The organism is Bradyrhizobium sp. USDA 4504, from assembly GCF_054063995.1.
This window is the reverse complement of the sequence record NZ_JBSSGV010000001.1, coordinates 6,671,704-6,695,331: the sequence shown is the minus strand read 5'-3', so window position 1 is coordinate 6,695,331 and position 23,628 is coordinate 6,671,704. Positions and strand designations below refer to the sequence as shown.

25 protein-coding genes and 1 riboswitch are annotated in these 23,628 nt (G+C 65.8%); of the genes, 10 read left to right on the top strand and 15 right to left on the bottom strand.

Annotated features, from left to right (window positions below):
- Nucleotides 1–11: 11 nt before the first annotated feature.
- The 3 genes from ACVMB1_RS31505 to ACVMB1_RS31495 form a co-directional block, all read right to left on the bottom strand.
- Entirely contained in the window at nucleotides 12–1,004 is a 993-nt protein-coding gene (locus ACVMB1_RS31505; protein ID WP_456849657.1) for an ABC transporter substrate-binding protein, read from the bottom strand.
- A 206-nt stretch (nucleotides 1,005–1,210) separates the two neighbouring features.
- Nucleotides 1,211–1,384: a hypothetical protein gene (locus ACVMB1_RS31500; protein ID WP_194295436.1), complete on the bottom strand. Its 174-nt coding sequence runs from the start codon at nucleotides 1,382–1,384 to the stop codon at nucleotides 1,211–1,213.
- 112 nt (nucleotides 1,385–1,496) lie between these two features.
- Entirely contained in the window at nucleotides 1,497–3,761 is a 2,265-nt protein-coding gene (locus ACVMB1_RS31495) for a TonB-dependent receptor (protein ID WP_076834889.1), read from the bottom strand.
- Nucleotides 3,762–3,870: 109 nt separating this feature from the next.
- Nucleotides 3,871–4,068: riboswitch (cobalamin riboswitch) on the bottom strand.
- Nucleotides 4,069–4,180: 112 nt separating this feature from the next.
- On the opposite strand from ACVMB1_RS31495, the gene ACVMB1_RS31490 reads away from it, so the two are divergent.
- From ACVMB1_RS31490 to ACVMB1_RS31480, 3 genes are all read left to right on the top strand, one after another.
- Nucleotides 4,181–5,224: a FecCD family ABC transporter permease gene (locus ACVMB1_RS31490; RefSeq protein ID WP_076834952.1), complete on the top strand. Its 1,044-nt coding sequence runs from the start codon at nucleotides 4,181–4,183 to the stop codon at nucleotides 5,222–5,224.
- Entirely contained in the window at nucleotides 5,221–5,994 is a 774-nt protein-coding gene (locus ACVMB1_RS31485) for an ABC transporter ATP-binding protein (protein ID WP_076834890.1), read from the top strand. The genes ACVMB1_RS31490 and ACVMB1_RS31485 overlap by 4 nt, the downstream gene beginning before the upstream one ends.
- 200 nt (nucleotides 5,995–6,194) lie before the next feature.
- Nucleotides 6,195–7,010, top strand: coding sequence for an ABC transporter substrate-binding protein (locus ACVMB1_RS31480; RefSeq protein WP_076834891.1), 816 nt, complete (start codon nucleotides 6,195–6,197; stop codon nucleotides 7,008–7,010).
- A gap of 168 nt (nucleotides 7,011–7,178) precedes the next feature.
- Here ACVMB1_RS31480 and ACVMB1_RS31475 read toward each other — a convergent pair whose 3' ends face one another.
- The 8 genes from ACVMB1_RS31475 to soxX form a co-directional block, all read right to left on the bottom strand.
- Nucleotides 7,179–8,219: an MBL fold metallo-hydrolase gene (locus ACVMB1_RS31475; RefSeq protein ID WP_076834892.1), complete on the bottom strand. Its 1,041-nt coding sequence runs from the start codon at nucleotides 8,217–8,219 to the stop codon at nucleotides 7,179–7,181.
- 338 nt (nucleotides 8,220–8,557) lie between these two features.
- The gene (locus ACVMB1_RS31470) at nucleotides 8,558–9,013 is read right to left on the bottom strand and encodes a DsrE family protein (protein WP_076834893.1); all 456 of its coding nucleotides are present in this window, start codon (nucleotides 9,011–9,013) and stop codon (nucleotides 8,558–8,560) included.
- Nucleotides 9,010–10,758 (bottom strand): thiosulfohydrolase SoxB, encoded by a 1,749-nt coding sequence (soxB, locus tag ACVMB1_RS31465; RefSeq protein WP_076834894.1) that lies wholly within the window; start codon nucleotides 10,756–10,758, stop codon nucleotides 9,010–9,012. Before soxB ends, ACVMB1_RS31470 begins: the two co-directional genes overlap by 4 nt.
- Before the next feature lie 34 nt (nucleotides 10,759–10,792).
- Nucleotides 10,793–11,107, bottom strand: coding sequence for a hypothetical protein (locus ACVMB1_RS31460; protein ID WP_083715237.1), 315 nt, complete (start codon nucleotides 11,105–11,107; stop codon nucleotides 10,793–10,795).
- The gene (soxA, locus tag ACVMB1_RS31455) at nucleotides 11,104–12,027 is read right to left on the bottom strand and encodes a sulfur oxidation c-type cytochrome SoxA (protein WP_371852194.1); all 924 of its coding nucleotides are present in this window, start codon (nucleotides 12,025–12,027) and stop codon (nucleotides 11,104–11,106) included. The genes ACVMB1_RS31460 and soxA overlap by 4 nt, the downstream gene beginning before the upstream one ends.
- The gene (soxZ, locus tag ACVMB1_RS31450; protein ID WP_057021236.1) at nucleotides 12,024–12,335 is read right to left on the bottom strand and encodes a thiosulfate oxidation carrier complex protein SoxZ; all 312 of its coding nucleotides are present in this window, start codon (nucleotides 12,333–12,335) and stop codon (nucleotides 12,024–12,026) included. The genes soxA and soxZ overlap by 4 nt, the downstream gene beginning before the upstream one ends.
- A 70-nt stretch (nucleotides 12,336–12,405) precedes the next feature.
- Complete coding sequence (gene soxY, locus ACVMB1_RS31445) at nucleotides 12,406–12,900, bottom strand: thiosulfate oxidation carrier protein SoxY (protein WP_057021237.1); 495 nt, start codon at nucleotides 12,898–12,900, stop codon at nucleotides 12,406–12,408.
- A 33-nt stretch (nucleotides 12,901–12,933) separates the two neighbouring features.
- Nucleotides 12,934–13,224: a sulfur oxidation c-type cytochrome SoxX gene (gene soxX, locus ACVMB1_RS31440; RefSeq protein WP_076834955.1), complete on the bottom strand. Its 291-nt coding sequence runs from the start codon at nucleotides 13,222–13,224 to the stop codon at nucleotides 12,934–12,936.
- A gap of 265 nt (nucleotides 13,225–13,489) precedes the next feature.
- Here soxX and ACVMB1_RS31435 point away from each other — a divergent pair, with 265 nt between their 5' ends.
- Nucleotides 13,490–14,164, top strand: coding sequence for a DUF938 domain-containing protein (locus ACVMB1_RS31435; RefSeq protein WP_076834895.1), 675 nt, complete (start codon nucleotides 13,490–13,492; stop codon nucleotides 14,162–14,164).
- A 6-nt stretch (nucleotides 14,165–14,170) separates the two neighbouring features.
- On the opposite strand, the gene ACVMB1_RS31430 is transcribed toward ACVMB1_RS31435, so the two are convergent.
- Entirely contained in the window at nucleotides 14,171–15,043 is an 873-nt protein-coding gene (locus ACVMB1_RS31430) for a protein-L-isoaspartate O-methyltransferase family protein (protein ID WP_076834896.1), read from the bottom strand.
- Between the two features lie 86 nt (nucleotides 15,044–15,129).
- Here ACVMB1_RS31430 and ACVMB1_RS31425 point away from each other — a divergent pair, with 86 nt between their 5' ends.
- The 3 genes from ACVMB1_RS31425 to ACVMB1_RS31415 all read left to right on the top strand — a co-directional run bounded on the left by ACVMB1_RS31425 (nucleotide 15,130) and on the right by ACVMB1_RS31415 (nucleotide 18,557).
- Nucleotides 15,130–15,621, top strand: coding sequence for a type II toxin-antitoxin system HicB family antitoxin (locus ACVMB1_RS31425; protein ID WP_076834897.1), 492 nt, complete (start codon nucleotides 15,130–15,132; stop codon nucleotides 15,619–15,621).
- 304 nt (nucleotides 15,622–15,925) lie between these two features.
- Complete coding sequence (locus ACVMB1_RS31420; RefSeq protein ID WP_076834898.1) at nucleotides 15,926–17,170, top strand: MFS transporter; 1,245 nt, start codon at nucleotides 15,926–15,928, stop codon at nucleotides 17,168–17,170.
- 172 nt (nucleotides 17,171–17,342) lie between these two features.
- On the top strand, nucleotides 17,343–18,557 hold the full coding sequence (locus ACVMB1_RS31415) for an MFS transporter (protein ID WP_076834899.1): 1,215 nt from the start codon (nucleotides 17,343–17,345) through the stop codon (nucleotides 18,555–18,557).
- Nucleotides 18,558–18,737: 180 nt separating this feature from the next.
- On the opposite strand, the gene ACVMB1_RS31410 is transcribed toward ACVMB1_RS31415, so the two are convergent.
- Entirely contained in the window at nucleotides 18,738–19,172 is a 435-nt protein-coding gene (locus ACVMB1_RS31410; RefSeq protein WP_057019001.1) for a helix-turn-helix domain-containing protein, read from the bottom strand.
- An 83-nt stretch (nucleotides 19,173–19,255) separates the two neighbouring features.
- Between ACVMB1_RS31410 and ACVMB1_RS31405 the strand changes: the two genes are divergently transcribed.
- Together ACVMB1_RS31405 and ACVMB1_RS31400 are read left to right on the top strand one after the other, a co-directional pair.
- Nucleotides 19,256–20,119 carry a class I SAM-dependent methyltransferase gene (locus ACVMB1_RS31405; protein ID WP_076834900.1) on the top strand — a complete coding sequence of 288 codons (864 nt, stop codon included), beginning with the start codon at nucleotides 19,256–19,258 and terminating at the stop codon, nucleotides 20,117–20,119.
- Nucleotides 20,112–20,615, top strand: coding sequence for a DUF2938 domain-containing protein (locus ACVMB1_RS31400; protein WP_076834901.1), 504 nt, complete (start codon nucleotides 20,112–20,114; stop codon nucleotides 20,613–20,615). The genes ACVMB1_RS31405 and ACVMB1_RS31400 overlap by 8 nt, the downstream gene beginning before the upstream one ends.
- Nucleotides 20,616–20,981: 366 nt before the next feature.
- Here the strand turns inward: ACVMB1_RS31400 and ACVMB1_RS31395 are convergent, their stop codons facing one another.
- A complete protein-coding gene (locus tag ACVMB1_RS31395) occupies nucleotides 20,982–21,476 on the bottom strand; it encodes a VOC family protein (protein ID WP_076834902.1) in 495 nt (164 codons plus the stop codon).
- A 137-nt stretch (nucleotides 21,477–21,613) separates the two neighbouring features.
- Nucleotides 21,614–22,159: a carboxymuconolactone decarboxylase family protein gene (locus ACVMB1_RS31390; protein ID WP_038385649.1), complete on the bottom strand. Its 546-nt coding sequence runs from the start codon at nucleotides 22,157–22,159 to the stop codon at nucleotides 21,614–21,616.
- Nucleotides 22,160–22,329: 170 nt separating this feature from the next.
- Between ACVMB1_RS31390 and ACVMB1_RS31385 the strand changes: the two genes are divergently transcribed.
- Nucleotides 22,330–23,514, top strand: a complete 1,185-nt coding sequence (locus ACVMB1_RS31385; RefSeq protein WP_076834903.1) for an acyl-CoA dehydrogenase family protein — start codon at nucleotides 22,330–22,332, stop codon at nucleotides 23,512–23,514.
- The last annotated feature ends 114 nt before the right edge of the window (nucleotides 23,515–23,628 follow it).

The following is a 23,628-nucleotide window of genomic DNA, read 5'->3' as shown; positions in this document are numbered from 1 at the left end:
CCAGCGCGAATTCACCGCACGATCTTGTCTGCGCGCTTCAAGAGCTCCGGTGGAATCTCGACGCCCACGGCCTGGGCCGCCTGGAGATTGAATATCAGCTCTCGCTTGGTGACGACGCCGACTGGCAGGTCGCCCGGCTTCGCGCCCTTGAAAATCTTGTCGGCGAATGTCGCAAACTCGCGCCATGTATCGGCGACGTTGGCCCCATAAGTAATCACCCCGCCGGCGTCCGCCTGGCCGCCGGGAAACATTGCCGGCAAGCGGTTCTTGATGGCCAGTTCACCGACTCGTTTTCGATTGCTCCAGGGCACCGGCACTTCAAGGACCAGCAGCGCCTGCGCGCGCTCCTTTGCCATCCCGGCAATCGCGGCCTCCAGATCGTCTGCACCCTTGACCTTCACGATTTGCGGCTCCACCCCCTGGGCCTTGGCTGCTGCCTCGTTGGCACGATCAATCGGGGCGAGCCCGCGTTCATCCGCGCCGGGGATCGTTTGATCACTGAGAATCGCAACGCGCGTGATCCCGGAGAATGCCTCCTTCAGAAGCTTGAACTGGTCGCTGGCCTGCTGCGGATCGAGGTTGGTGAGGCCCGTGACGTTGCCTCCCGGTTTTTCCATCGAGGCGACAAGCTTCAACGCGACCGGATCGGTCACGATCGCAAAGATCACCGGGATCGTCGACGTGGCTTTCTGCGACGCGACCGACGCCGGGCCGCCGAGTGCGAGGATGACATCCACATTCGCACCGACCAGCTCCGAGGCGAGGCCCGGAAGGCGCTCGAGCTTCGATTCGGCAAATCGCGGTTCGATGACGATGTCGCGTCCTTCGAGATAGCCGCGCTCGGCGAAGTCGCTCAGAAGGTTCTTCTTGATGGAGTCGAACAGCGGCGACGGGCTGCCGTTGACGAGGATTCCTACTTTCCTGGGGGCCTGTTGCGCATCGGACGGGTCGCACATCGACGCGATCATGCAGAAGACCGTGAGCACCGCCTTCGCAAACCTCATGGCACCGCCCCCAGCAAGGACCCAGCGTCCATGCGAAGCCTAGCATCCAGGGGGTGGGCAACCAATCCGGAAGGGTGGTCCGGCCGATGACCTCGCTGCGACCTAATGTCTGCTTGGCGACGACGAGCCGGGCTCGGTAGCTCGCGAGCTACGAGGCCGCCGCGCGCGACTGCGCGCAGGATCTGTGGATCGATATTCGCCGGGCCTCACAACGGCTCGTCATCATTGCCGTAGCGGTCGAGCTTCGGTGTGGCGATATCGCCGTCCTCGTAATAATCATCGTCCTGTAGCGCTGCGGCTGGCGGAGGTTTCTTCGCCTTGTCGTCGGTCTTGTCTTTGGTCTTCGTGCCGCCCTTGGTCTGCTTCCCGGCCTTGGCCATGCGTTTCCCCTGCGCGGGTCAAATCAGCTGCCGGAACTCTACCCCAGTTTCGGTGCGTTTGTAATGTTCGGGGACGGTGCGGCGGGGCAGACCCGCCCCACCGGTTCACGCTCTAGAACGTCGCGCCGGCCTTTACCATGTAGGTGCGGCCGGGCAGCGGATAGGCCGAGAAGCGGCCTTCGGTGAACGTGCTCGCGATGGCGTAGTCGTAATAGAGCGCGTTGAACAGGTTGTTCACGCTCAGTGACCAGAAGAAGCGGTCAACTTGCCCGCTCAGCTTGATATCGGCGGTGGCGTTTCCGGGAATCCGGCTCTGGGTGTTGGCCTGATCGTTGTCCATGATGCGCGAACTCCAGGCCCGCACCGTGGCGTCGAACACCAGATAGTTCTGCCAGATATTCCAGGTGACGCCGAGATTGCCGGTGTAGCGCGACACCAGCGGCACGTCGTTGCCGGCCCAGATGCCTTCGCGGAACACCGCGCGGGTGATCGCCATGCCGCCGCGCAGGGTCACCGTATCGCTGAACTTGAGCGAGGCACTGGTTTCCGAGCCATAGCGGCGGGTGGGGTCGAGGTTGGTGTTGAAGAACAGCACCGGGTTGAAATGGATTTCGTTCTCGAGATCCATCAGATAGACGCTGGTCTGGACCTGAAACAGGTTGGTCCTGACGCGAAAGCCGCCCTCGACATCCTGCGAGGTCTGGGTCTTGAGCTGGAAATTCTGCGGGATCGGGGCGAAGGTCAGCGGGTCGAATGACGGACCCGACGCGACGCGTTCGTCGACATCAGGCGTGCGGAATGCGCGTGCCGCGCGGCCGAACACCGAGAAGGTGTCGGTCAGGCGATGCTCGGCGCCGACATGCAGGGCGTATTGCGTCTCGTTGCTGTCGAGCGGTGCCGCCTGCGTGTCGAACGCGAACGGCGCATTCGGGTCGTAGCGATCGCGCGCCGAGATGCTGGTATTCTGGACGCGCGCGCCGTAGGAGATGTCGGTCGTTGGCAACAGGCCCAGCGTATGTTGCCAATAGCCGGCCACGCTCTGCTGCTCGATATTGTAGATGTGGAACGGGTCGACGCCCTGATAGGCGCCGCGCGCCTCGCGGAAGCTCGAATCGTAATAGTCGATGCCGGTCAGGATCGTCGACGGCACGCCCAGCATCACATTCTTGACGCTGAGCCGCGGCGTCAGCGACCAGGTCTGCAGCGCGGCGTCATTGTAGGTCGAGGCGAAGCTGATGGTCGGCACCGTGCCGAAGAAGCCGCTCTGCGTCTCGCGCTGCCGCCAGCCGCCGTCGACGATGAGGTCGACGCCGTTCATCAGCGTCTTGGTGAAGCCGGCGGTGACGCTGGCGGTCTGCTGGTTGGCATAGTCGAAGGGCGTCGCGGCGCCGCGGCGATCGGTGAGCAGCTCGTTCACGCCGATCGACGGATCGACCAGCCGTCCGCCGGGTAGGCCGAGCTTCTGGTCGCTGCCGGTGACGGTCAGGAAGGCGGTGAGATCAGGCGTCGTGTAGTTGATGTTGCCGACGGCGTTGCGCTGGTCGAGCGCATTGTTGACGCGGTAGCCGTCCGACTTGATGCCGTTGCCGTAGAACGAGGTGGACCACGGGCCGGAATTGAGCGCCGCGGAGACCGCGGCCATGCGGGTGTTGAACGAGCCAACTCCGGCCTCGGCCCGCATCGTCGTCGGCGGGCCGCCGACGCCGGTCTTGGTGATGATGTTGACGACGCCGCCCACCGCGTTGTCGCCGTAGAGCACCGCGCCGCTGTTGCCGCGCGTGATCTCGATGCGCTCGATCGAATCGAGCGGAATCGTGGTGAGGTCGAAGCCGGCCTTGTCGACGTCGTTGAGGCGGCGGCCGTTGAGCAGGAAAAGGGTATTGTCGGTCGCGAATGCGCCGAAGCCGCGCAGGTCGACCGACGTCTTGGCGCCGTTCGGTCCGCCATAGGGCGTTTGCAGCTGCACGCCCGGCACCTGCGCGAGGATCTCGGGTAACGACTGCACCGGCGAATGCGCGATGTCGTCGGCGGTGATCACGGCCGAGGAGGAGCCGACAATGCCGGCGAACTGGCGGCCGCCGGTGCCGCCCGTTCCGGTGGCCACGCCGGTCCCTGTCGTGCCCGATCCGGCTCCGCTGCCTGTATTGTTGCCTTGCGAGGTGCCCGGCGCCGGGCGTCGCGGCGCCGGCGCTTCGTCAGCGGCCGGCCTGGCGCGCGTGACGTTCTGGTCGCCCGGCTTGGTGACTTCGATCGCCGGCAGCTGATCGGGAGCGGGTGCCTGCTGCGCCCGCGCTGCGGAGACAAGGATCGCCGGCGCGATCATCGTCGACGCGAGCAGAAGCGCGCGGCGCCGCCGATGGAAAGGGAAGGAGAACATAAGCAAGGCCTCGGCAACGTCAGTGGCACGTCACCGCGAACCAGTCTCACCATCGTGCTCACAGCATCAGGTGAAGCTCATGCCTGTACTCCCCGACCGGCAGCATCGCGTGTGACCACGGCTGACGGCAGGTCTCCTGGCTCGCGGGTCGTTACCCTTCGTCGCCTTCCCAGGACCGAGATTCCCAGTGGCCTGTGACGAAGGATTCACCGCATACAGTTGCGGGGGCAGCCGCGGCGTTGGGGAAGTTTCCCCGTACCGCATTCCCTTTTCATCTCATGAAAGAACCGTCATGTTCATCTAGGGTTCGGCCGGGTAGCAAAGTCAATCCGGCGGAAGTCGGGCGGCGGCCGCGCGGCCACGGTTTTTGTCGAGTGTCGCTTGTCTGCCACGGCGATCGCTGTAAGAGCATGGATCCGATGAGCGCGCAGGATTTTGCCTTGGCGGCCGAGGTCGCGGCGCGGCGCCGGTGGGGCGCCACGGCGGCGCTGCTCGCGCTCGTGGTCCTGCTGTGTGTGCTCTCGCTCGGCATCGGGCCGGTGCGGCTGTCGCCGCTCGCGGTGATCGAGGCGCTGTTCGGCGGCGGCAGCGATGTGGCGCAGGTGATCGTGCGCGAGATCCGCCTGCCGCGCACCATCCTGGCATTTGCGATCGGCGGCATTCTCGGGCTGTCCGGTGCGGCGCTGCAAGGGCTGCTGCGCAATCCGCTGGCCTCGCCGTCGCTATTCGGCGCGCCGCAATCGGCGGCGTTCGGCGCGGTGCTGGTGATCGCGCTGGGCCTCGCCGATGTGCGCTCCTACGCGCTGCCGGTGGTGGCGATCATCGCCGCCTTCGGCTCGGTGTTCGCGCTGCTTGCGATCGCCGGCAGCAATGCCGGGCTGTTGATCCTGATCCTCGCTGGGCTCGCGATCTCGAGCTTTGCGGGAGCCGCGACCGCACTGGTGATGAATCTCTCGAGCAATCCGTTTGTGGTGCTGGAGATCGCGTTCTGGCTGCTCGGCTCGCTGGAGGACCGCAGCTTCCAGCACGTGGCGCTGGCGCTGCCCTTCATCGTCGCGGGCGCCGCCATCCTGCTCAGCCAGGCGAGCGCCTTCCGCGCGCTGACGCTTGGCGAGGAGGCGGCGCAGAGCCTCGGCGTCGACGTCGGGCGGTTGCGGCTCTTCGTGATCACGGGCGTGGCGCTTGGCGTCGGCGGCGCGGTCGCAGTCACCGGCACGATCGGCTTCATCGGCCTGGTTGCGCCGCATCTGATGCGTCCCGTGATCGGTCACGATCCGGCGCGGCTCTTGGTGCCCAGTGCGCTCACCGGCTCGGCGTTGCTGCTCGCGGCCGACATCGCGGTGCGCATCATTCCCTCGACCTCCGACATCAAGGTCGGCGTGCTGACCTCGATCATCGGCGTGCCGTTCTTCCTCTATCTGATCATGCGCGAACGCCGCGCGCTCGGCGGAGGCGTGGCATGACGCTGCTCTCCGCCGCCGCTCTCAATGCCTCGCTCGGCAGCCGCAAGGTGCTGCACGATGTCTCGCTGTCGTTGCCATCGGGCCATCTGGTCGCGCTGGTCGGGCCGAACGGCGCCGGCAAGACCACGCTGCTGCGCGCACTCTCCGGGCTGATTCCGTCGGGCGGCGAGATCCGGATCGGCGGCGATCCGCTGGCGTCGCTGCCGCTGCGCGAGCGTGCGAAACGTTTTGCCTACCTGCCGCAGGGGCACATGGTGCACTGGCCGCTGCCGGCGCGCGACATCGTCGCGCTCGGCCGCTATCCGCACGGCGCGACCGATCCGGCGCGGCTGTCGCAGACGGATATGGAGGCGGTGCTGCGCGCGATGCAGGCGGTCGACGTCACTGAGTTCAGCGATCGCCGCGTCACCGAACTCTCCGGCGGCGAGCGCAGCCGCGTCGCGCTGGCCCGGGTGCTCGCGGTGGAGGCGCCGGTGATCCTCGCCGACGAGCCGACCGCCTCGCTCGATCCACGCCACCAGATCGACGTGATGCAGAAGCTGCGCAACGTCGCCGATGCCGGTGTGCTGGTGATCGTGGTGACGCATGACCTGGGACTCGCCGCGCGCTTTGCCGATCATGTGCTGGTGCTCGCGGAGGGGCGGCTGGCAGCGCAAGGCGCGCCCGTCGAGGCACTGTCGGAGAGCGTCCTCGCCAGCGTGTTCCGGGTCAGCGCCTATCGCGCCGAATTTCAGCGCGAAGCCGTCATCGTGCCGTGGGCGGACGTCTGATGTGGCCACGGCCTCACCACAAGCTCAGTTCACCTCTCCCGCTTACGGGGGAGGTCGCTGCGCTCGACGAGCGCAGCGGGTGGGGGCTCTCTCCACGATATGGCTCGCGGCGAAACCCCCACCCCAACCCTCCCCCGCAAGCGGGAGAGGGGGCGCACCTTCAGCGTGGCAGCCATCTCGCTTCGCTTCATCTTGGTGCGGTGGTCGCGATACTGCTGTGGCTTATTTCCGCCGGCGCCGCGTTCGCCGCCGGACCGCGCATCGTCTCGATGAATGTCTGCAGCGACCAGCTCGTGCTGTCGCTGGCCGATCCGGACCAGATTATCGGCCTCAGCCGCTTCTCGCGCGATGCCTGGCAATCCTGGGCCGCGGAGAAGGCGCGAAACTTTCCGCGCCTGTCCGGCGAGGCCGAGGACGTGCTGCTGCTCAAGCCCGACCTCGTCGTGGTCAGCCTGTTCGACAAGCGCGCGACCCGCGATCTGTTGAAGGCCCACGGGCTGCACCTCGTCGAATTCACCGTGCCGCGCACGCTGGACGAGGTGAAGGACCAGATTCGCGCGATGGGCGATGTGGTGCAGCATCCCGATCGCGCGGAGGCCGAGATCGCGCGCCTCGATGCGACGATCGCGCATGCGCGGGCGGCGGCAAGCGCGCATCATTACCGCGTGCTGCCGCTGGAGCGGCGCGGCTTTGTCTCGGGCGACCATAGCCTGGTCAGCTCGCTGCTGGCGGCAGCCGGCCTCGCCAACGCCGCCGGCGAACTTGGCGTCGGCGCAGGCGGGTTTGCTTCGCTGGAGGCGATCGTAAAACTCCGGCCGGATTTCATCCTGGTGTCGGAAGCCGGCGACCGCGCCGAGGATGACGGTCGCGCCTTCCTGCTGCATCCGGCGCTGGAGCGCTTCTATCCGCAAAGCAAGCGCATCGTGCTGCCGGAGCGGCTCACGGTGTGCGGCGGCGTGATGCTGGCGGATGCGCTGGATCGCCTGACGGAAGAGTTGCAGCGAGTGACGCAGTGACCTTCCAAACCCGTCATCCTGAGGAGCGGCGAAGCCGCGTCTCGAAGGATGCACGGCCCGGATACTTCCAGGAGTTCGCGGAAGGAGTGTGGCCGTCGCCCTTCGAGGCTCGCTTCGCTCGCACCTCAGACGGTGAGATATTTGCGAGCGGGCTAAAGGGTTATGAGACTATCCCATCACCACCGGCCCGCCGGCCTTCTTCCACGCATCGATGCCGCCATCGATATGCGCGGTGTTGGCCAGTCCCGCCTTCTTCGCGGCGGCCACCGCCATCGCCGAGCGCTCGCCGAAGGCGCAGAAGAACACGACGCGGCGGCCGGTTGCGGCGGCGACCTCGCGCAGCATGCCGCCGGGCTGCAGGGTGGCGCAAATCCCCGGATAGGGCGCGTGCAGCGCGCCCGCGAGCGTGCCGTGCTTGGCCCGCTCGCCGCTCTCGCGCAAATCGACCAGAAGGATATCGGGGCGGCCGAGACTCGCGATGGCGTCGCGCGCGCTGAGGGAGAGGCCTTCCTTGGCGAGTTCGTCCTGGTGCAGGCCGACATGCATGTTGGCGGGCACCACGACGTCCATCAGCTTCGGGTTCGGCAAATTGAGGTTGTTCATCAGCTCGACATAGTCGTCGATCGATTTGACCTGCAGCCGCGGATTGTAGCGCTTCTCCTCGCCGATGGTGGAGACGGTGTCGCCCTTGTAATCATGCGCGGGGAACACCATGGTCTCCTCCGGCAGCTTCAGCAGCCGGTTGAAGATCGAATCGTACTGCGCCCGCGCGCTGCCGTTCTGGAAGTCGGTGCGGCCGGTGCCGCGGATCAGCAGCGTGTCGCCGGTGAAGACGCGGTCGCCCATCAGATAGCTGTAGGAATCGTCGGTGTGGCCGGGCGTGTACAGCGCCTCGAGGCAAAGGCCCTCGATCGTCACCTTGTCGCCGTCGGAGACGCGCATCGACACCACGTCGGCCTTGCTCTGCTCGCCCATGATGGTGATGCACTGGGTGCGGTCGCGCAGCTCGCCGAGGCCGGTGACATGATCGGCGTGCAGGTGCGTATCGACGGCCTTGACCAGCCTGAGGTCAAGTTCCTGGAGCAGCTTGCAGTAGCGATCGGCCTTCTCCAGCACCGGATCGAGGATCAGTGCCTCGCCGCCGGCGCGGCTCGCGAGCAGATAGCTGTAGGTTCCGGATACGCTGTCGAAGAGCTGGCGAAAGATCATGACGGCTTACCTATTCTCCGGGCCGAGTCACATGGAGGATATTATTCCATAGATAGGGTCCGTTCAAAGCAAATCCATCCCCACCCCAGCCGGATCCCGTCACCCTGAGGAGCGCGCTCTTGCGCGCGTCTCGAAGGGTGGACGGCCCGGGTCTTTCCGCGAATGGGACAAGGCATCTGGGCCGTGCATCCTTCGAGGCTCGCTCCGCTCGCGCCTCAGGATGACGGGATATGCATCGAGGTCGTGGAAGAGACGAAGTTACGGCCGCACGTAACTCCAGCCTGCTCCTGCGGGCGCGCGTTCGCGCGACCCGTTGGCTCGCAATGACGACGGGGCCGTTACGGCCGGACCAGCGTGTATCCGTTCTCGGTGAGCAGCAAGATCTGCGCGACGCCGACCTGCACGGGGGTGGCGACGGCGATGTAGTCCGGCCGCTTGCCGCTGTCGCGTTCGATCGTGTCGACGGTGTTGAGGCAGATGTCGACCCGCGCGCCCTGCGCGACCAGGCTCTCGACCAGCTTGCGGTTCGGGTTGTCGGGCTTGAGCAGGTCGATGCCCGGGCCGAAGGCGACGATCTCGACCGCGACCTTGTCGGGGTCGTAGTGCTTCATCAGATTGTTGGCGACGCTGATGACGAGGCCTTGCTTCCTCGGATCGTTGTCGGAGAGCTGCAGCACGACCTTGTGCTCGGCGAACGGCTTGTCCTGCAACGGCGCCTGCTGGGCACGCGCGAGCGGCGTCGCCAGCGCGAGCGCAGCAAGGCCGAATGCCGCGATCAGCGCGCGGCGCGTCATCCGTGCCTCGCGATGCCCGGGTTGTCCTCGACGCCTTTCAGCGTCACGCCGGGTTCGTCGCGGTTCGGCGGCCGGCCGGAGCGCAGGTGCCTGGCGACGACATCCCAGATCGGCGCGCCGCTCTGCTGGTTGACCGAGGCCCAGCCTGCGACCTTGTAGTGCTTGCCGGCTTCGAGACGCTTGCCGTTGCCAAGCTTCAACTCGGAAATGCGCTTGCCGACAGTCTCGGCCGGCGTGCAGGTGTAGGCGAGGCCGCCGACGCGGACCATGTCGCCGCCCTGCTGATAATAGGGATCGACGTTGAACAGATTGTCGCAAACGTCTTCCAGCACATCCTTGATCTGGCTACCCGTCATCTTGGCGACGTAGGTCTCCGGATAGGTGATCGCGGTTTCCGACAGCACGTCTTCCATGGTCAGCGGCTGGCCGGCGAGCGTGGTGATGCCCCAGCGGAAGCCCGGCGACAGCGCGATCTCGGCGTCGAGCTCGTTCAGCAGCGCATCGCAGATCAACTGGTCGACGGTGCCGGAGAAATTGCCGCGGCGGTAGAGCAGCCGGTCGGCCGAGGCCAGCTTGTTGTTCCATTCGTCGGCATGCGGATCGCGCATCTTGTCGATCAGCGTCTGCATCGCAGGATCGGGCTTCAGCAGTTCGGCGAACACCGGCAGCAGCCGGTAGCGGACATTGGCGACCTTGCCCTTGGCAAGGTCGAGATCGAGCACGCCGATGAATTTGCCGTTGGAGCCGGCATTGGTCACCAGCGTGACGCCGCCGGCATTGGTCACCGTGATCGGGATCGGGATCGCGTCGTGGGTGTGCCCGCCGAGGATGACGTCGATGCCGGTGACGCGGCTGGCGAGCTTGAGGTCGACATCCATGCCGTTATGCGACAGCAGGATCACCGCCTCGACCTTGTCGTTGTTGCGATGGCCGTCGACGAGCTTCTGCAGCTCCTCGTCGCGGATGCCGAACTTCCAGTCCGGCGTGAAGCGCTTCGGATGCGCGATCGGCACGTAGGGGAAGGCCTGGCCGATGATCGCAACGCGATGGCCGCCGATCTCCTTGATGAAGGACGGCTTGAACACCCGTCCCGAAGCCGGGTCGAACGCCTTGGCGTCGTTGAACGCGGCTTCCTCGGTCAGGAACACGTTCTGCGCCAGGAACTCGCCCTTGAAGCGGGAGAGGTTGTCGCGCAGCACCTGCTCGCCATAGGTGAATTCCCAGTGCCCGGTCATCGCCTCGATGCCGAGCAGATTGGCGGCCTCCACCATGTCGGCGCCGTTCATGGCGTTGGCGAGCGCCGAGCCCTGCCAGAGGTCGCCGCCGTCGAGCAGGATCGAACGCTTTTCGCCGACATCGGCGCGCAGCTTGTCGACCAGTGTCTTCAGGTGGGCGAAGCCGCCGAGCCGGCCGAAACGGCCGGCGGCCTTCTCGAATTCGACGCAGGTGAAGGCGTAGGCGTCGGCGCTGTCGGGCCGGATGCCGAAGCGGTCGAGGAACGCCTTGCCGACGAGGTGCGGCGGCTGGCCGGCCATCGCGCCGACGCCGAGATTGACGCCGGGCTCGCGGAAGAACACCGGCTTCAGCTGCGCATGCGTGTCGGTCATGTGCAGGATGCGGGCGTTGCCGAACCGCTCGAGGTCGTAGACGCTGGCGGTATCGGCGCTGCGCGCAAGGCGGGGCAGGCCGGCCGTCAGCGTTGCGGCGGCCGCAGCTTTCAGGAATTCCCGGCGGCGGATGATCATCATTCTCTCCGCGCGGCCCCTGGCCTGCGCGCTCTTAACGAACTTCCATGTCCTTCCAGCGTTCCTTTTCGCTGGTGGCCTGGAAGATCGAGGCCTTTGCCAGCGCCTCGGCCTCCTTGGCCCTGGCGACTGCGGTGTCGAAATCACCAGCCTCACCGGCCTTTTTTGCGGCAGATAGTGTCGAGGCGGTGGTGGTCCACTGGTTGCGCAGGTTGCCTGCTTCCTTGTTGGCGGCTTCGGCGGCGGCGTAGGCGGCCTTGTAGTCGGCTTCGGAGGCGGCGAGGGCACAGGTCGCCGCTGCGATCAGCAGGGCTGATGCTGCGAGGACAGTTTTGATGGCCGCGCTCATGGCCGTGCTCCCGGACCCGAAATCGGCAGCCCGTTGCTGACATAGGACAGATAGTATTCGAGGTTGCGGTACTCGTCGTCCTGCGGATTGAGCGGCACGCCGCGGATCTGGCTGTTGCAGGTGGTGAAGCGGCGGCTGGTCGTGCCCATGCCGCTCCATTCCGAGCGGTAGATCGGCATCGCGTTCAGGATGCCGAGCGCCGGCGCCAGCACCTCGGCGCGGATCCGCTCGCCCGGGCTCTGGATGTGGCAGGTGGCGCAGGAGAAATTGAGCTGGCCGCGGCGGGTGTAGAAATACTCCTTGCCCTTCTGATAGGCCTCGAGCGCGCGCGGATCGTTCGGGATCTTGATGTCCATCGGGTTGCCGCGCGAGGTGAAGGCCATGTAGGCGGTGAGCGCCGCCATGTCGTCCTTCAGATAGGAGAACGGCGCCTCGCCATTAGCTTCGCGGCAGCGGTTGAGCGCGAGCTCGAGCGTGACGACCTTGCCTTCCTTCTCGTCGAAATAGGGATAGTTCTGGCGGATACCGATGCCCTTGTTCGGGAAGCAGTCGGCGTAGGTCTTGCCGTTCTTGAACGGCGTCGCGAACATCTCCTTGCCGGCTTCGAGCGAGAACTCGTAGGGCGGAAACTGCTCCTTCTCCTCCCACTGCCTGTGCAGGTCCTCATTCATCGAATAGGGACCGTTGACGAAATCCTCGAGCTTCAGCTTGGGGAATTTGCTGGTGAAGAATTTCTGGAAAGCGGCCTTGTCGGCGGCGGGATCGACGGTGTCGGCCGCCCGCGCGACCGGCGCGAGCGCCAGCACGCCGAGCGCGAACGTGGCAATTAGATTTTTGTTTTGACGCGTTTTCTTCACGCGAACCGGCGCCCACTTCGCTCGAAAACGCTCTAGAGCACGGATTGCGAGGCGCCGCGTCATTGAATCTTCGCCGTGGCGGTGTCGGTCGCGCCCTTGTTGTCGACCCAGCTGACCTTCAGATCGTCGCCCTTCTTGCCGCCCTTGAAGGCGAACTTGACATAGGGATCCTTGGAGACGCCGCCGCCCCAGTCGGCGACGAACACCGGCTTGCCGTCATATTCGAAGGTGAGCTGCTGGATGAAATGCGGCGGAATGATCTCGCCCTTGGCGTCCTTGACGAAGCCGGAATCCATCGGATGCTGGATCAGAGCCTGCACCTCGGTGGTGTCGCCGTTTGACGTGGCGCGCACGCGAATGCTCGATGCCATCTGATTATCCCTATTGTTTGCGCATGTTCTTGTCGGAAAACCGGTTCCCACTTTTCCGGATCATGCGTACTCAGCCGCCGCAGCCGCCGACGGTGACCTTGATTTCCTTTTTGGCGCTGTAGAGCTTGCCGCCGGCCTCGACGATCGCGGTGACGTTGCTGGTCTTCGCCATCTTGATGCGGTTGGAGACGGTCGGCAGCGTGCCGGCCGGAATCCTGTATGAGGCGACCAGCGAGATCGGATTCTCGCTCACCAGAAACGAGATCGAGGTGACGTCGGCCAGCGTCGTGGTGGCGGAGATCGGCACCACCGCGCCGTTCTCGGCGATCTCCGGCGCATCCATCTTGATCTTGTCCGACGGCTCGGCGGTCTTGCCATAGAGCGCCTTGATCGCGTCGGCCTCGTTCTTCTGCTTGAATGCGTCTTCGGGATATTTGTCGTTGGCGGCGGCGAGCGCCTGCGGCACGTCGAACGGAATGACCCCGAGGCCGATCAGCGCGGCGACGCCGGCGCCCTTCAGCACCATGCGGCGCGCTTTGAAAAATTCGCTGGTCGTGATGTTCATCGAAAAAAATCTCCTCAAGCGACGGTCGCGGCGTCACAGCGTCTGCAGGAAGTCCACCACCGCGTCGATTTCCTTCTCGCTCAAAATCCGGTTTCGGCCGAACGGCGGCATCACCGTCTGCGGATTGCGCCTGGTTTCGTCGGTCACGATCGCGATCAGCTCGTCACGGCTGTATTTGGCCTTCAGGCCGCTCAGCTCGGGGCCGATCGTGCCGGGCAGGTCGCCGCCCTTGATGACGTGGCAGGTCAGGCAATTGCCCTTGCCGCGGTCGAAGGCGAGCTTTTGTCCCTCGGCGGCGGATTGGGCCTTGGCGGGCGCGGCCATGGCGGTGCCCGCCAGCAGCGCCAGGACGAAGGCTGGCTTGGAGAAAGTGGCGATCAAGGACGTTTCCCGGGCTTCAATCTCGATGATCCCATCGCAATATAAAGCGTGGAAAGCACAAAGGCCATCGGCTGGCAACACGGAGAATAGGCGCGTTGCGACGGGGTTAATGCCACAGGGGCAGTCCGGCACTGGAGCGCATGTCCTGCGCCTTCCGCCTGTCATGTTTGTGCGGTTGAGATGTGGCTGAGGCGTAGGGAGAAGCGCGGTGGCGGAATTCGTGGCGGAGTTTGGCAAGGACGGCCGGCCGGTCGAGGCGGACGGGCGGCTCGATGCGCCCGCGTTCCATCGCAACCATAAGCCGATCTGGGCAGTTCTGAAAGATCATCTCGCCGGCCAATCCGGCGACGTGCTGGAAGCCGGCAGCGGCACCGGCCAGCATGTCGTCTATTTCGCCGGTCAGACGCCCGACATCACTTGGTGGCCGAGCGACCTCCATGCGGCGCACCTGCGCAGCATCGAGGCCTGGCGCGCGCATGCCGCCCTTCCGAACATCCGGCCGCCGCAGCCGATCGATCTGTCCGACCCGGCTTGGTCGCCGGCGCCGCCGGACGGCAAAGGTCCGGACAAACTGCTCGCGATCTTCTGCGCCAATGTGATCCACATCGCGCCGTGGCGCGTGGCCGAGGGCCTGTTCGCCGGCGCCGCGCGGCACCTGCGCGCCGACGGCCGGCTGTTGCTCTACGGCCCGTTCAAGCGCGGCGGCAAGCACACCGCGCTCAGCAATGCCGTGTTCGACACGTCGCTGCGCGAGCGCGACGCCGAGTGGGGGGTGCGCGATATCGCCGATCTCGAGACGCTTGCGGAGCGCGTCGGGCTCAAGCTCGCCGGCAGCTTCGAGATGCCGGCCAACAACATGATTTTGGTCTTTGCCCGCAAGTAGCCGCGCTCAATCGTAAGCCAGGCACCAGCCTGGCCCACGCAGCCAGCAACGTTCATCGGGGATCCCGGCGTCGCGATAGAGCCGCGTCACTTTCTGCCAGCCGCCGCGGGCGAAGGCTTCGGCGAGCGTTTTTTCGGACGTCTCGTCCCGGCCGCCGTCGCAGGGAATGATCGCGACCGGTGATATCCAGTCCGCCTGGTACGCTGCCTCCTCGCGCCGGATCCGGAACACGGCGCCGGATCGCGCCACCTGATCCGGCGCGCCGCCCTTGAATCCCTCATCCGAAGTCAGCGGCAGGATCAGGCGGCCGCCGGCGGCGAGCCCGTCGAGCCATCGCGTGGCAGGCCGGGTGCAGCCGGCGTTGACATAGATCACGTCGGCGGACTCGAACGCAACCTGTGTGCCGTCGCCCTGGATGATCTCGACATTTGCGTAAGCGGCGAGATTGGCGCGAGCGTCTGCCGCAAGGTCCGGATCGTATTCGATGCCGGTCACGCGGCCGGACGGTCCGACCAGATGCGCGAGGATCGCGGTGTAGTACCCCGTGCCCGTACCGATATGCACCACGTGCTCGCCGGCGGTGGGTGCGGCCTGGTGCATGAGATAGGCATGCAGCGACGGCTGGCCGTTGTTGAGACGTCGCTCGGGTCGCAAGGCGACGAGATCGTTGGTGTAGAGATAGATCGGGTCGGCATCGGGCGTCGGCGCATAGTCGCGGCTCCACCAGCGCAGCATCATCCATGGTCCCGGGCCGACGAAGTCCTCGCGGCGAATGGCGGCGAAGGCCTCCGTCAGCCGCGGATTGATGGTGTTGGCGGCGGCCAGGATCTGCTTGGCATAGGCCGCGCGGACGATGCGGAGTTCGGCTTGCGGGTCCATTGCCGCGCGCTCCCACGATGTCGCGTGTTGTGTGATTTGACACACCGAGGTGTGTGAAATAGCATACTGCGGCGACGGAGGCCAGAATGAAGAGACGGCTTTATCCGGCCGTGCTGGAGCGCGGGCCGCGCGGCGCGTTCGGGGCGTGGTTCCCGGACTTTCCCGGCTGCGTCGCCGCGGGACGATCGCAGGAAGACGCGATCGAGCGCGCCGAGCAGACGCTGGCGCAAACCGTCGACGGCTGGGTCGAGCAGGGCAAGCCATTGCCGGAGCCGACCCCGATCGAGCGCATCGTGGCGCCGAAGGGCTCGGACGTCGCCGCCTTCTTCATGGTCGGCGTCGATCCGCCCGACCCGTCCGAGCGCGTCAACGTCTATTTGCCGAAGAGCCTCATCGCACGGATCGACAAGCATGCCGCCGGACTCGGCATGAGCCGTTCGAGCTTTTTTGGTTTCGCCGCGACGCTTGCGCTTGAATGGCACGTTCACAAGCCGCACCTCGTCGGGCCGCGCTCCAAGGTGCACAAGACCGGCGCGTTGCGCGCCGAGAAGCGGATGGGCAAGAAGCCGGCGCGGTAGGCGATCGATCATCGAGCGACAGCTCTCTCACCGTCACCCTGAGGAGGCCGCAGAGCGGCCGTCTCGAAGGGTCGACGGTCCGGCTGTTGGCCGTGCATCCTTCGAGACGCGCTACGCGCTCCTCAGGATGACGGTACTGATAGAAGTGCCGGGCTGCTGTGACGTCACTCTGTGAGAGCAAGCGATCCCCTCGTGCGCCTCCTGCATGGCGTACGTCCGTTTGCGCCGGTTGATCGGCCTCGACCCGCTCTCCATAGTGCGCCCGATTGGGGGCTCCCGCCGGGGCTTCGGGGCGGGACCACCGATGATTGACGTGACGGCTGCGGATGAGGCGAGCGACGACGCGCGGGCGCGCAGCAATGTGTGGCGGCTTGCGGCGGCGCAGGCGCTGACCGGCGCCAATTCGGCGGTGATCTTCGCCACCGGCTCGATCGTCGGCGCGACGCTGGCACCCGACGTCTCGCTCGCGACGGTGCCGCTCTCGATGTATGTGCTCGGGCTTGCCGCCGGCACGCTGCCGACCGGCGCGATCTCGCGCGCCTATGGCAGGCGCGTCGCCTTCATCATCGGCACCTTCTGCGGCACGCTCACCGGCGCGCTCGGCGCCTGGGCGATCCTGCATTCATCGTTCTGGCTGTTCTGCGGCGCGACCTTCCTCGGCGGGCTCTACGGCGCCGTCGCGCAGTCCTACCGCTTTGCCGCGGCCGATGGCGCCAGTGTCGCGTTCCGGCCCAAGGCGGTGTCCTGGGTGATGGCCGGCGGCGTGTTCGCCGGCGTGCTCGGGCCGCAGCTCGTGCAATGGACCATGGACATCTGGCCGCCCTATCTGTTCGCGTTCTCCTTCGTGATGCAGGCGCTGGTCGCGCTGGTGGCGATGGCGGTGCTCTCGGGCGTCGACGCGCCGAAGCCTGCGGCGGCGGACCTGCATGGCGGCCGCCCGCTGCTCGAGATCGCAAAGCAGCCGCGCTTCATCGCCGCGGCGCTGTGCGGCGTGATCGCCTATCCGATGATGAATCTGGTGATGACCTCGGCGCCGCTCGCCATGAAGATGTGCGGGCTGTCGGTCAGCGATTCCAATTTCGGCATCCAGTGGCACATCGTGGCGATGTACGGCCCGAGCTTCTTCACGGGCTCCTTGATCGCGCGGTTCGGCGCGCCCGTGATCGTCGCGCTCGGGCTGGCGCTCGAGGCGGTCGCCGCGATGATCGGACTGTCAGGCGTCACTGCGCCGCACTTCTGGGCGACGCTGTTCGTGCTCGGGATCGGCTGGAATTTTGCGTTCGTTGGCGCTTCCGCGCTGGTGCTGGAAACGCACCGGCCGCAGGAGCGCAACAAGGTGCAGGCGTTCAACGATTTCCTCGTGTTCGGCATGATGGCGATCGGCTCGTTCTCGTCGGGCCAGCTGCTCGCGCATTACGGCTGGAATGCCGTCAACTGGGTGGTGTTCCCGCCTGTGCTGCTCGGCCTTGCCGTGCTTTCGTTCGCTTCATTCGCCAAGCGACGCGCGAAATTGCGCGCGGTGGAAGAAATCCCGGATCCCAGCATCTAAAGCTTGTCGTTTGACCATGGTCTGTTCGGAAAACCGCTTCGCACTTTTCCGGACCATGCTGCTGCCAATTGCTGACACTTCGATCGGCTTCGAAATGATCCGCTTGCAACGCTGTTCACATCATGGGATCGGGTTGGTCCGGCCATGACGATGTGAGAAGCAAAAGCAAGAAATGGACGCATCCTCAGCCACGCTGCCTGATGAATCCTCGCTTGGCTACGAAGGCTGGCGCATCGTCGTCGTCTGCTTCCTGCTCGCGACCTTCGGCTGGGGACTGGGCTTCTACGGCCAGAGCGTCTATGTCGCCGAGCTGCAGCGGCTGCACGGTTGGCCGGCATCGCTGATCTCGTCGGGCACGACCTTCTTCTATTTGTTCGGCGCCGCGCTGGTCGCCTTCGTCAGCGAGGCGATCAAGGCGTTCGGCGCGCGCAGCTGCCTGATCGCCGGCACCTTTGGGATGGCGATCGCAGCGGTTGCGATCGGCGAGGTGCGCGAGCCCTGGCAGCTCTATCTCGCCGATGCGCTGCTGGCGTTCGGCTGGGCCGGCACCAGCCTCGGCATCATCACCAACACGCTCGGCCTGTGGTTCGACAAGAAACGCGGCATGGCGATCAGCCTGGCGCTGAACGGCGCGAGCTTCGGCGGCATCGTCGGCGTGCCGCTGCTGGTGGCGGGGATCGGCACGTTCGGCTTCTCCGGCGCGATGATCGCGGCCGCGGGGCTGCTGATCGTGGTGATGGTGCCTGTCATCCTGATCTTCGTCGGGCAACCGCCGGTGCATCTGCACGCGGTCACGGCCGCCGCTGCCGACGCGCCGTCAGCGACCCAGGTGCGCAGCCGGGCGCTGCGCGACATCCGCTTCCTCTCGGTCTCGATTGCCTTCGCGCTGGTGCTGTTCGCCCAGGTCGGCTTCATCGTGCATCTGATCGCCTATCTCGATCAGGTAATCGGCCGCGAGCGCGCGACGGTGGCGATGGCGCTCTTGACCGCGATGGCCGTGGTCGGGCGCGTCTCGTTCTCCTTCGTGATCGACCGGCTCAACCAGCGGCTGGCATCGGCGCTGTCTTTTATCAGCCAGGCGGTCGCGCTCGCCGTCATCATCAATGTGCACAATGACGTGGCGCAGATCGCCGCCTGCGCGCTGTTCGGCTTCTCGGTCGGCAATCTGATCACGCTGCCGGCGCTGATCGTGCAGCGCGAGTTCGATCCGCGTGCGTTCGGCGTGCTGGTCAGCCTGATCACCGCGATCAACCAGATCACCTACGCCTTCGGCCCCGGCGTGGTCGGGCTGCTGCGCGATCTCTCGGGCAGCTATTCGCTGCCGTTCTACGGCTGCATTGGCCTGGAGCTGATCGCGGCGGCGACGATCATGGCGAAAGGGAAGTAGCTTTCCACCTCCCCTTGAAAAGGGGAGGTCGCTTTGCTCACAGAGCAAAGCGGGTGGGGATCAGCTCTCTCCATGAGCAGCATCGCCTGCGGCTGACCCCCATCCCGACCTTCCCCCTTTCAGGGGGAAGGGGAATAAAGACCTGTCCCCGGATGTCGCTTCCCTCATCCGGGCTACGTTCTACGACTTGCGGCGTGACTTCCGCGCCTTCTTCTCGCCGATCTTGCCGGCCGCCGCGACCCGCAGCAGGCGGCGGAAGGTCGGGCATTCCATGTGGCTCGGAGCCGGGCAGACGGCGGCGTGGCGCAGGCCGTCGCGCATCGCGTTGAGCCTGCGGATGGTGCGGTCGAGCTCGTCGGCCTTGGCAGAAAGCATTTTCCGGTCGATGCGTGGTCTTCCATCGGGCGCGAACATCCTTGCGATCTCGTCGAGCGAGAAGCCGGAGGCGCGCCCGAGCGCGATCAGCGCCAGCCGGTCGAGCACGGCCGGATCGAACAGGCGGCGCAGCCCGCGCCGGCCATGCGAGGCGATCAGACCTTTCTCCTCGTAGAAGCGCAAGGTCGAGGCGCGCACGCCCGATAGCTCCGCCACCTCCGCGATATCGATGTCCCGCATGGCCCTTGACCTCAAGTTCACTTGAACTGGCAGTATCCAGCCCTATCGGTTGCGTAAGGCAAGCATCAACAAGGACGAGAATCATGGGTGTCGCAGCGCAAGTCGACGACGAGCAGGTCAAACTCTGGAACGGCGCCGCCGGCCGCGCCTGGGTCGAGACGCGCGAGGTGCTGGAAGGGATGTTCAGGCCGCTTGAAGAGCTGCTCCTTCAGGCGGTGTCCGATGCCGCGGCAAGCCGGGTGCTCGATATCGGTTGCGGCACGGGCGCCACGACTTTCGCTGTGGCCCGCGTGCTCGGCCGTCAAGGGCATTGCACCGGCATCGACATTTCCGAGCCGATGATCGCGGCGGCGCGCGCCCGCGCGGAGCGGGAGGGGCGGCCGGTCAGCTTCATCTGCGCCGACGCGCAGACCTATCCGTTCGCGCCCGCGAGCTTCGACATGATCATCTCGCGCCTCGGCGTGATGTTCTTTGCCGATCCGGTGCAGGCTTTCGCCAATCTGCGCCGCGCGGCCCGGCCGGATGCTGCGATCCGCTTCATCGCCTGGCGCGGCGCCGCCGAGAACCCGTTCATGACGACGGCGGAACAGGCAGCGAAGCCGTTGCTGCCGGATCTTCCGCCGCGGCGTCCCGATGCGCCGGGGCAGTTCGGCTTTGCCGACCGGAAGCGGGTCGAAACTATCCTGGAGGATAGCGGCTGGGACGCGATCGCGATCGAACCGGTCGATGTCGCCCTCGGCTTTCCGGCATCACAGCTGGCCTGCTATGTGAGCTGGCTCGGCCCGGTCGGGACGATGCTGCAGGCGATGGAGGAGCCGCGCCGCACGCGAGTGATCGAGACCGTGCGCGGTGCGTTCGATCGCTACATCCACGGGACCGAGATTCGCTTCACCGCCGCCTGCTGGATGGTCGCGGCACGAGCGCCGGCGGAGGCCGCGCATGGTTGAAGCCGCGGAATTTGTGGCGAGCGCGGTGCTGACCGGGATCGGTGCGACCGTCGTGATGGACATCTGGGGGATGGTTCGAAAGCGCCTGCTTGGCATCCCGTCGCTGGACTATGCCCTGGTCGGTCGCTGGCTCGGCCATCTCGTATCCGCTCGCCTGCGCCACGACCGCATCGCCGCGTCACCACAGGTCGTGGGCGAACGGGTCATCGGATGGACCGCGCATTATCTGATCGGGATCGGCTTTGCCGGCGTGCTGCTTGCGATCTTCGGCCTCGATTGGGCGCGGCAGCCCACCATCGCTCCGGCTCTGATGGTCGGGATCGGCAGCGTGGCCGCGCCGTTCCTGGTGATGCAGCCCGCGATGGGCGCCGGCATTGCCGCGAGCCGTACGCCCCATCCATGGGCGGCGCGGCTGCAGAGCCTCGTGACGCACACGGTGTTTGGGATTGGGCTTTATGCGGCCGGCTGGCTCGCGCACCCGTTCCTGAACTCGTAGCCCGGATGAGCGAAGCGCAATCCGGGAACAGTATCACCCCACGGCGCCAACCCCGGATTTCGCGGAGCCTGTCATCGGGCGCGCGTTCGCGCGACCCGTTGGCTCCATCCGAGCTACCTCTTCACCTCCCCTTGGAAAGGGGAGGTCGCTTTGCTCGCAGACCAAAGCGGGTGGGGATCTGCTCTCTCCACTTGCAGCAGAGCCCGCGGCTAACCCCCATCCCGACCTTCCCCCTTTCAGGGGGAAGGGGAAAGCATTCGTAGCCCGGATGGAGCGAAGCGTAATCCGGGAGCAGTATTACCTCATGGAGCGAACCCCGGATTTCGCTGCGCTTCATCCGGGCTACGAAATTATCGCCTTGCGGAATTACGTCGCGCGCTGCTTCAGCAGGTCGTCCAGGTCCAGCCGTCGCGTGAACATCGCGAGCTTGCCGTCCGCGCTGCGCGGCCATTCGGTCTCGGGGCGGTCCCAATAGAGCTCGACGCCGTTCTCGTCGGGATCGCGCAGGTACAGCGCCTGGCTGACGCCGTGGTCGCTGGCGCCGTCGAGCTGGATGCCGGCCGACAGCACCCGGTGCAGCGCATCGGCGAGCGCCGGGCGGGTGGGATAGAGGATGGCGGTGTGGAACAGGCCCGTGGTGCCCGGCGGCGGCGGATGGCCGCCCTTGCTCTCCCAGGTGTTGAGGCCGATGTGGTGGTGATAGCCGCCGGCCGAGATGAAGGCCGCGTCCGCGCCCAGGCGCTGCTGCAGCTCGAAGCCGAGCACGCCGCAATAGAAGCCGAGCGCGCGCTCGAGATCGGCCACCTTGAGGTGAACATGCCCGATCCGGGTGCCCGCGATGATGGGGGGATTCTCTGGCATGAGCGGACCCCGTTGACGTCAATGCCCCTGCCATCAGGGGCGAGGTTTCGCCGCCTGATATAGTCCGGATTTGCCGACGCCGGAGCGTTCGATCCGGAAACGCAAGGTTTTCGAAAGGCGCCACGGTCCGCCGGCGTCTAGCAGAGCTCCGACAGCTCGCCGCCGGGCAGCTGGAACTCGAACGTGTTCAGCGTCATCGACACCATGGTGTAGTAGCCGCAGAGGCCGATCACCTCGACCAGGCCGCGCTGGCTCAGCACCTCGACCGCCTCGTCATACAGTGCCTTCGGCAGGCCGTGACCTTCGTGCAGCGCCTTGGCGACGTCGTAGATCACCCTGGCCTTGGGATCGTCGAACGTCGGCGTCCGGCGCACGCGAATGTCCTCGATGATCTTCGGGTCGAGGCCGCCCTTCAGCGCCAGGCGCTTGTGGGCATACCATTCGTAATGCGCGGTCCAGTGCCGCGCGGTGACGAGGATCGCGATCTCCGACAGCTTTGGGGGAAAGATCGTGTCGAAGCGCAGCACCTCGCCGAGCCGCGTCGCATGCCGTGCCATCTCCGGGCTGTTCAGCCAGGCCATCATCGGCGCCGGTGGCGCGCCGCGCTTGCCGGCGATCGACTCGTCGTAGGTTTCTTTCTGGGCGGCGTTCATTTCGCTAGGCGAAAGCAGCTTCAGCCGCATGTCCGTTTCCTCTTGTTTTTCAAGCGTTACCCCATCTCGGCGATACACCCGATCGCGCGCAGTGAGTAGCGACGCCAGAGCATGGCGCGGCCGCGAGGCATATTGAATTCGGCGGCTGCGTAGGTCTAAGGTCGAATCCAATTCGACGATTTTTTGACTGGAAACGCACCATGGCCGACCTCGAGAAATTCCGCGCGGAGACCCGCGCCTGGCTGGAGCAGAATTGCCCGGCGGAGATGCGCAAACCGATGACCTCGGATGGCGACACCTTCTGGGGTGGCCGCAACACGAAATTCTCGTCCGAGGCGCAGCGCGTCTGGTTCGAGCGGATGCGCGACAAGGGCTGGACCGTGCCGCATTGGCCGAAGGAATATGGCGGCGGAGGCCTCGACGGCGAGGAGGCCAAGATCGTGCGCCAGGAGATGGCTGCGATCGGCGCGCGTCAGCCGCTGACCTCGTTCGGCATCTCCATGCTGGGACCGGCGCTGCTGAAATACGGCACCGAGGAGCAGAAGAAGGAGCATCTGCCGAAGATCACCGCGGGCCTGATCCGCTGGTGCCAGGGCTATTCCGAGCCGAATGCCGGCTCCGACCTCGCCTCGCTGCAGACCCGCGCGGTCGGCGACGGCGACGATTACATCATCAACGGCCAGAAGATCTGGACGTCCTACGCCAACTACGCCGACTGGATCTTCTGCCTGGTGCGCACCGATCCGGCGGCGAAGAAGCATGACGGCATCAGCTTCATCCTGTTCGACATGACCTCGAAGGGCGTGTCGACCAAGCCGATTCTCCTGATCTCGGGCTATTCGCCGTTCTGCGAAACCTTCTTTGACAATGTTCGCGTGCCGAAGTCGCATGTCGTCGGATCAGTCAATCGCGGCTGGGATGTCGCGAAATATCTGCTGCAGCACGAGCGCGCGATGATCTCCGGCATGGGCGAGCGCGGCGTCGGTCGTCCGCTCGGCCAGATCGCCGCCGACTCGGTCGGTGCGGACGCGCAGGGCAAGCTCGATGACGCGCAGCTGCGCAGCCAGATCGCGAGCTTCGAGGTCGACGAGGCCGCGCTCGCTGCCGCCGCCGAGCGCGCGGTCGATCTTGCCAAGGCCGGGCAATCGCATCCGGCGTTCTCCTCGGCGATGAAATATTACGGCACCGAGCTCAACAAGCGCCGCTATGAGATCCTGATGTCGGCCGGCGGCATCGACGCGCTGGAATGGGAGAGCGACAGCTCCAAAGGCGGCGCCCGCCCGCGCGCCTGGCTGCGCACCAAGGCCAATTCGATCGAGGGCGGCACCTCGGAGGTGATGCTCGGCATCGTCGCCAAGCGCATCCTCGATTTGCCGGGCGCGTGATCGCTGCACCGTCGTTCCGGGGCGTCGCGAAGCGGCGAACCCTAATGCGCAGTTGCGCATTGTGGAACCTCGAGATTCCGGGTTCGATGCTGTCGCATCGCCCCGGAATGACGA

Excerpts from the sequence above, each read along its gene's own strand:
- ACVMB1_RS31505 (WP_456849657.1), bottom strand. The coding sequence starts at position 1,004 with ATGAGGTTTGCGAAGGCGGTGCTCACGGTCTTCTGCATGATCGCGTCG.
- ACVMB1_RS31500 (WP_194295436.1), bottom strand. The coding sequence starts at position 1,384 with ATGGCCAAGGCCGGGAAGCAGACCAAGGGCGGCACGAAGACCAAAGAC.
- ACVMB1_RS31495 (WP_076834889.1), bottom strand. The coding sequence starts at position 3,761 with ATGTTCTCCTTCCCTTTCCATCGGCGGCGCCGCGCGCTTCTGCTCGCG.
- ACVMB1_RS31490 (WP_076834952.1), top strand. The coding sequence starts at position 4,181 with ATGAGCGCGCAGGATTTTGCCTTGGCGGCCGAGGTCGCGGCGCGGCGC.
- ACVMB1_RS31485 (WP_076834890.1), top strand. The coding sequence starts at position 5,221 with ATGACGCTGCTCTCCGCCGCCGCTCTCAATGCCTCGCTCGGCAGCCGC.
- ACVMB1_RS31475 (WP_076834892.1), bottom strand. The coding sequence starts at position 8,219 with ATGATCTTTCGCCAGCTCTTCGACAGCGTATCCGGAACCTACAGCTAT.
- ACVMB1_RS31470 (WP_076834893.1), bottom strand. The coding sequence starts at position 9,013 with ATGACGCGCCGCGCGCTGATCGCGGCATTCGGCCTTGCTGCGCTCGCG.
- soxB (WP_076834894.1), bottom strand. The coding sequence starts at position 10,758 with ATGATCATCCGCCGCCGGGAATTCCTGAAAGCTGCGGCCGCCGCAACG.
- ACVMB1_RS31460 (WP_083715237.1), bottom strand. The coding sequence starts at position 11,107 with ATGAGCGCGGCCATCAAAACTGTCCTCGCAGCATCAGCCCTGCTGATC.
- soxA (WP_371852194.1), bottom strand. The coding sequence starts at position 12,027 with ATGACGCGGCGCCTCGCAATCCGTGCTCTAGAGCGTTTTCGAGCGAAG.
- soxZ (WP_057021236.1), bottom strand. The coding sequence starts at position 12,335 with ATGGCATCGAGCATTCGCGTGCGCGCCACGTCAAACGGCGACACCACC.
- soxY (WP_057021237.1), bottom strand. The coding sequence starts at position 12,900 with ATGAACATCACGACCAGCGAATTTTTCAAAGCGCGCCGCATGGTGCTG.
- soxX (WP_076834955.1), bottom strand. The coding sequence starts at position 13,224 with ATGGCCGCGCCCGCCAAGGCCCAATCCGCCGCCGAGGGACAAAAGCTC.
- ACVMB1_RS31430 (WP_076834896.1), bottom strand. The coding sequence starts at position 15,043 with ATGGACCCGCAAGCCGAACTCCGCATCGTCCGCGCGGCCTATGCCAAG.
- ACVMB1_RS31425 (WP_076834897.1), top strand. The coding sequence starts at position 15,130 with ATGAAGAGACGGCTTTATCCGGCCGTGCTGGAGCGCGGGCCGCGCGGC.
- ACVMB1_RS31420 (WP_076834898.1), top strand. The coding sequence starts at position 15,926 with ATGATTGACGTGACGGCTGCGGATGAGGCGAGCGACGACGCGCGGGCG.
- ACVMB1_RS31415 (WP_076834899.1), top strand. The coding sequence starts at position 17,343 with ATGGACGCATCCTCAGCCACGCTGCCTGATGAATCCTCGCTTGGCTAC.
- ACVMB1_RS31410 (WP_057019001.1), bottom strand. The coding sequence starts at position 19,172 with ATGCGGGACATCGATATCGCGGAGGTGGCGGAGCTATCGGGCGTGCGC.
- ACVMB1_RS31405 (WP_076834900.1), top strand. The coding sequence starts at position 19,256 with ATGGGTGTCGCAGCGCAAGTCGACGACGAGCAGGTCAAACTCTGGAAC.
- ACVMB1_RS31400 (WP_076834901.1), top strand. The coding sequence starts at position 20,112 with ATGGTTGAAGCCGCGGAATTTGTGGCGAGCGCGGTGCTGACCGGGATC.
- ACVMB1_RS31395 (WP_076834902.1), bottom strand. The coding sequence starts at position 21,476 with ATGCCAGAGAATCCCCCCATCATCGCGGGCACCCGGATCGGGCATGTT.
- ACVMB1_RS31390 (WP_038385649.1), bottom strand. The coding sequence starts at position 22,159 with ATGCGGCTGAAGCTGCTTTCGCCTAGCGAAATGAACGCCGCCCAGAAA.
- ACVMB1_RS31385 (WP_076834903.1), top strand. The coding sequence starts at position 22,330 with ATGGCCGACCTCGAGAAATTCCGCGCGGAGACCCGCGCCTGGCTGGAG.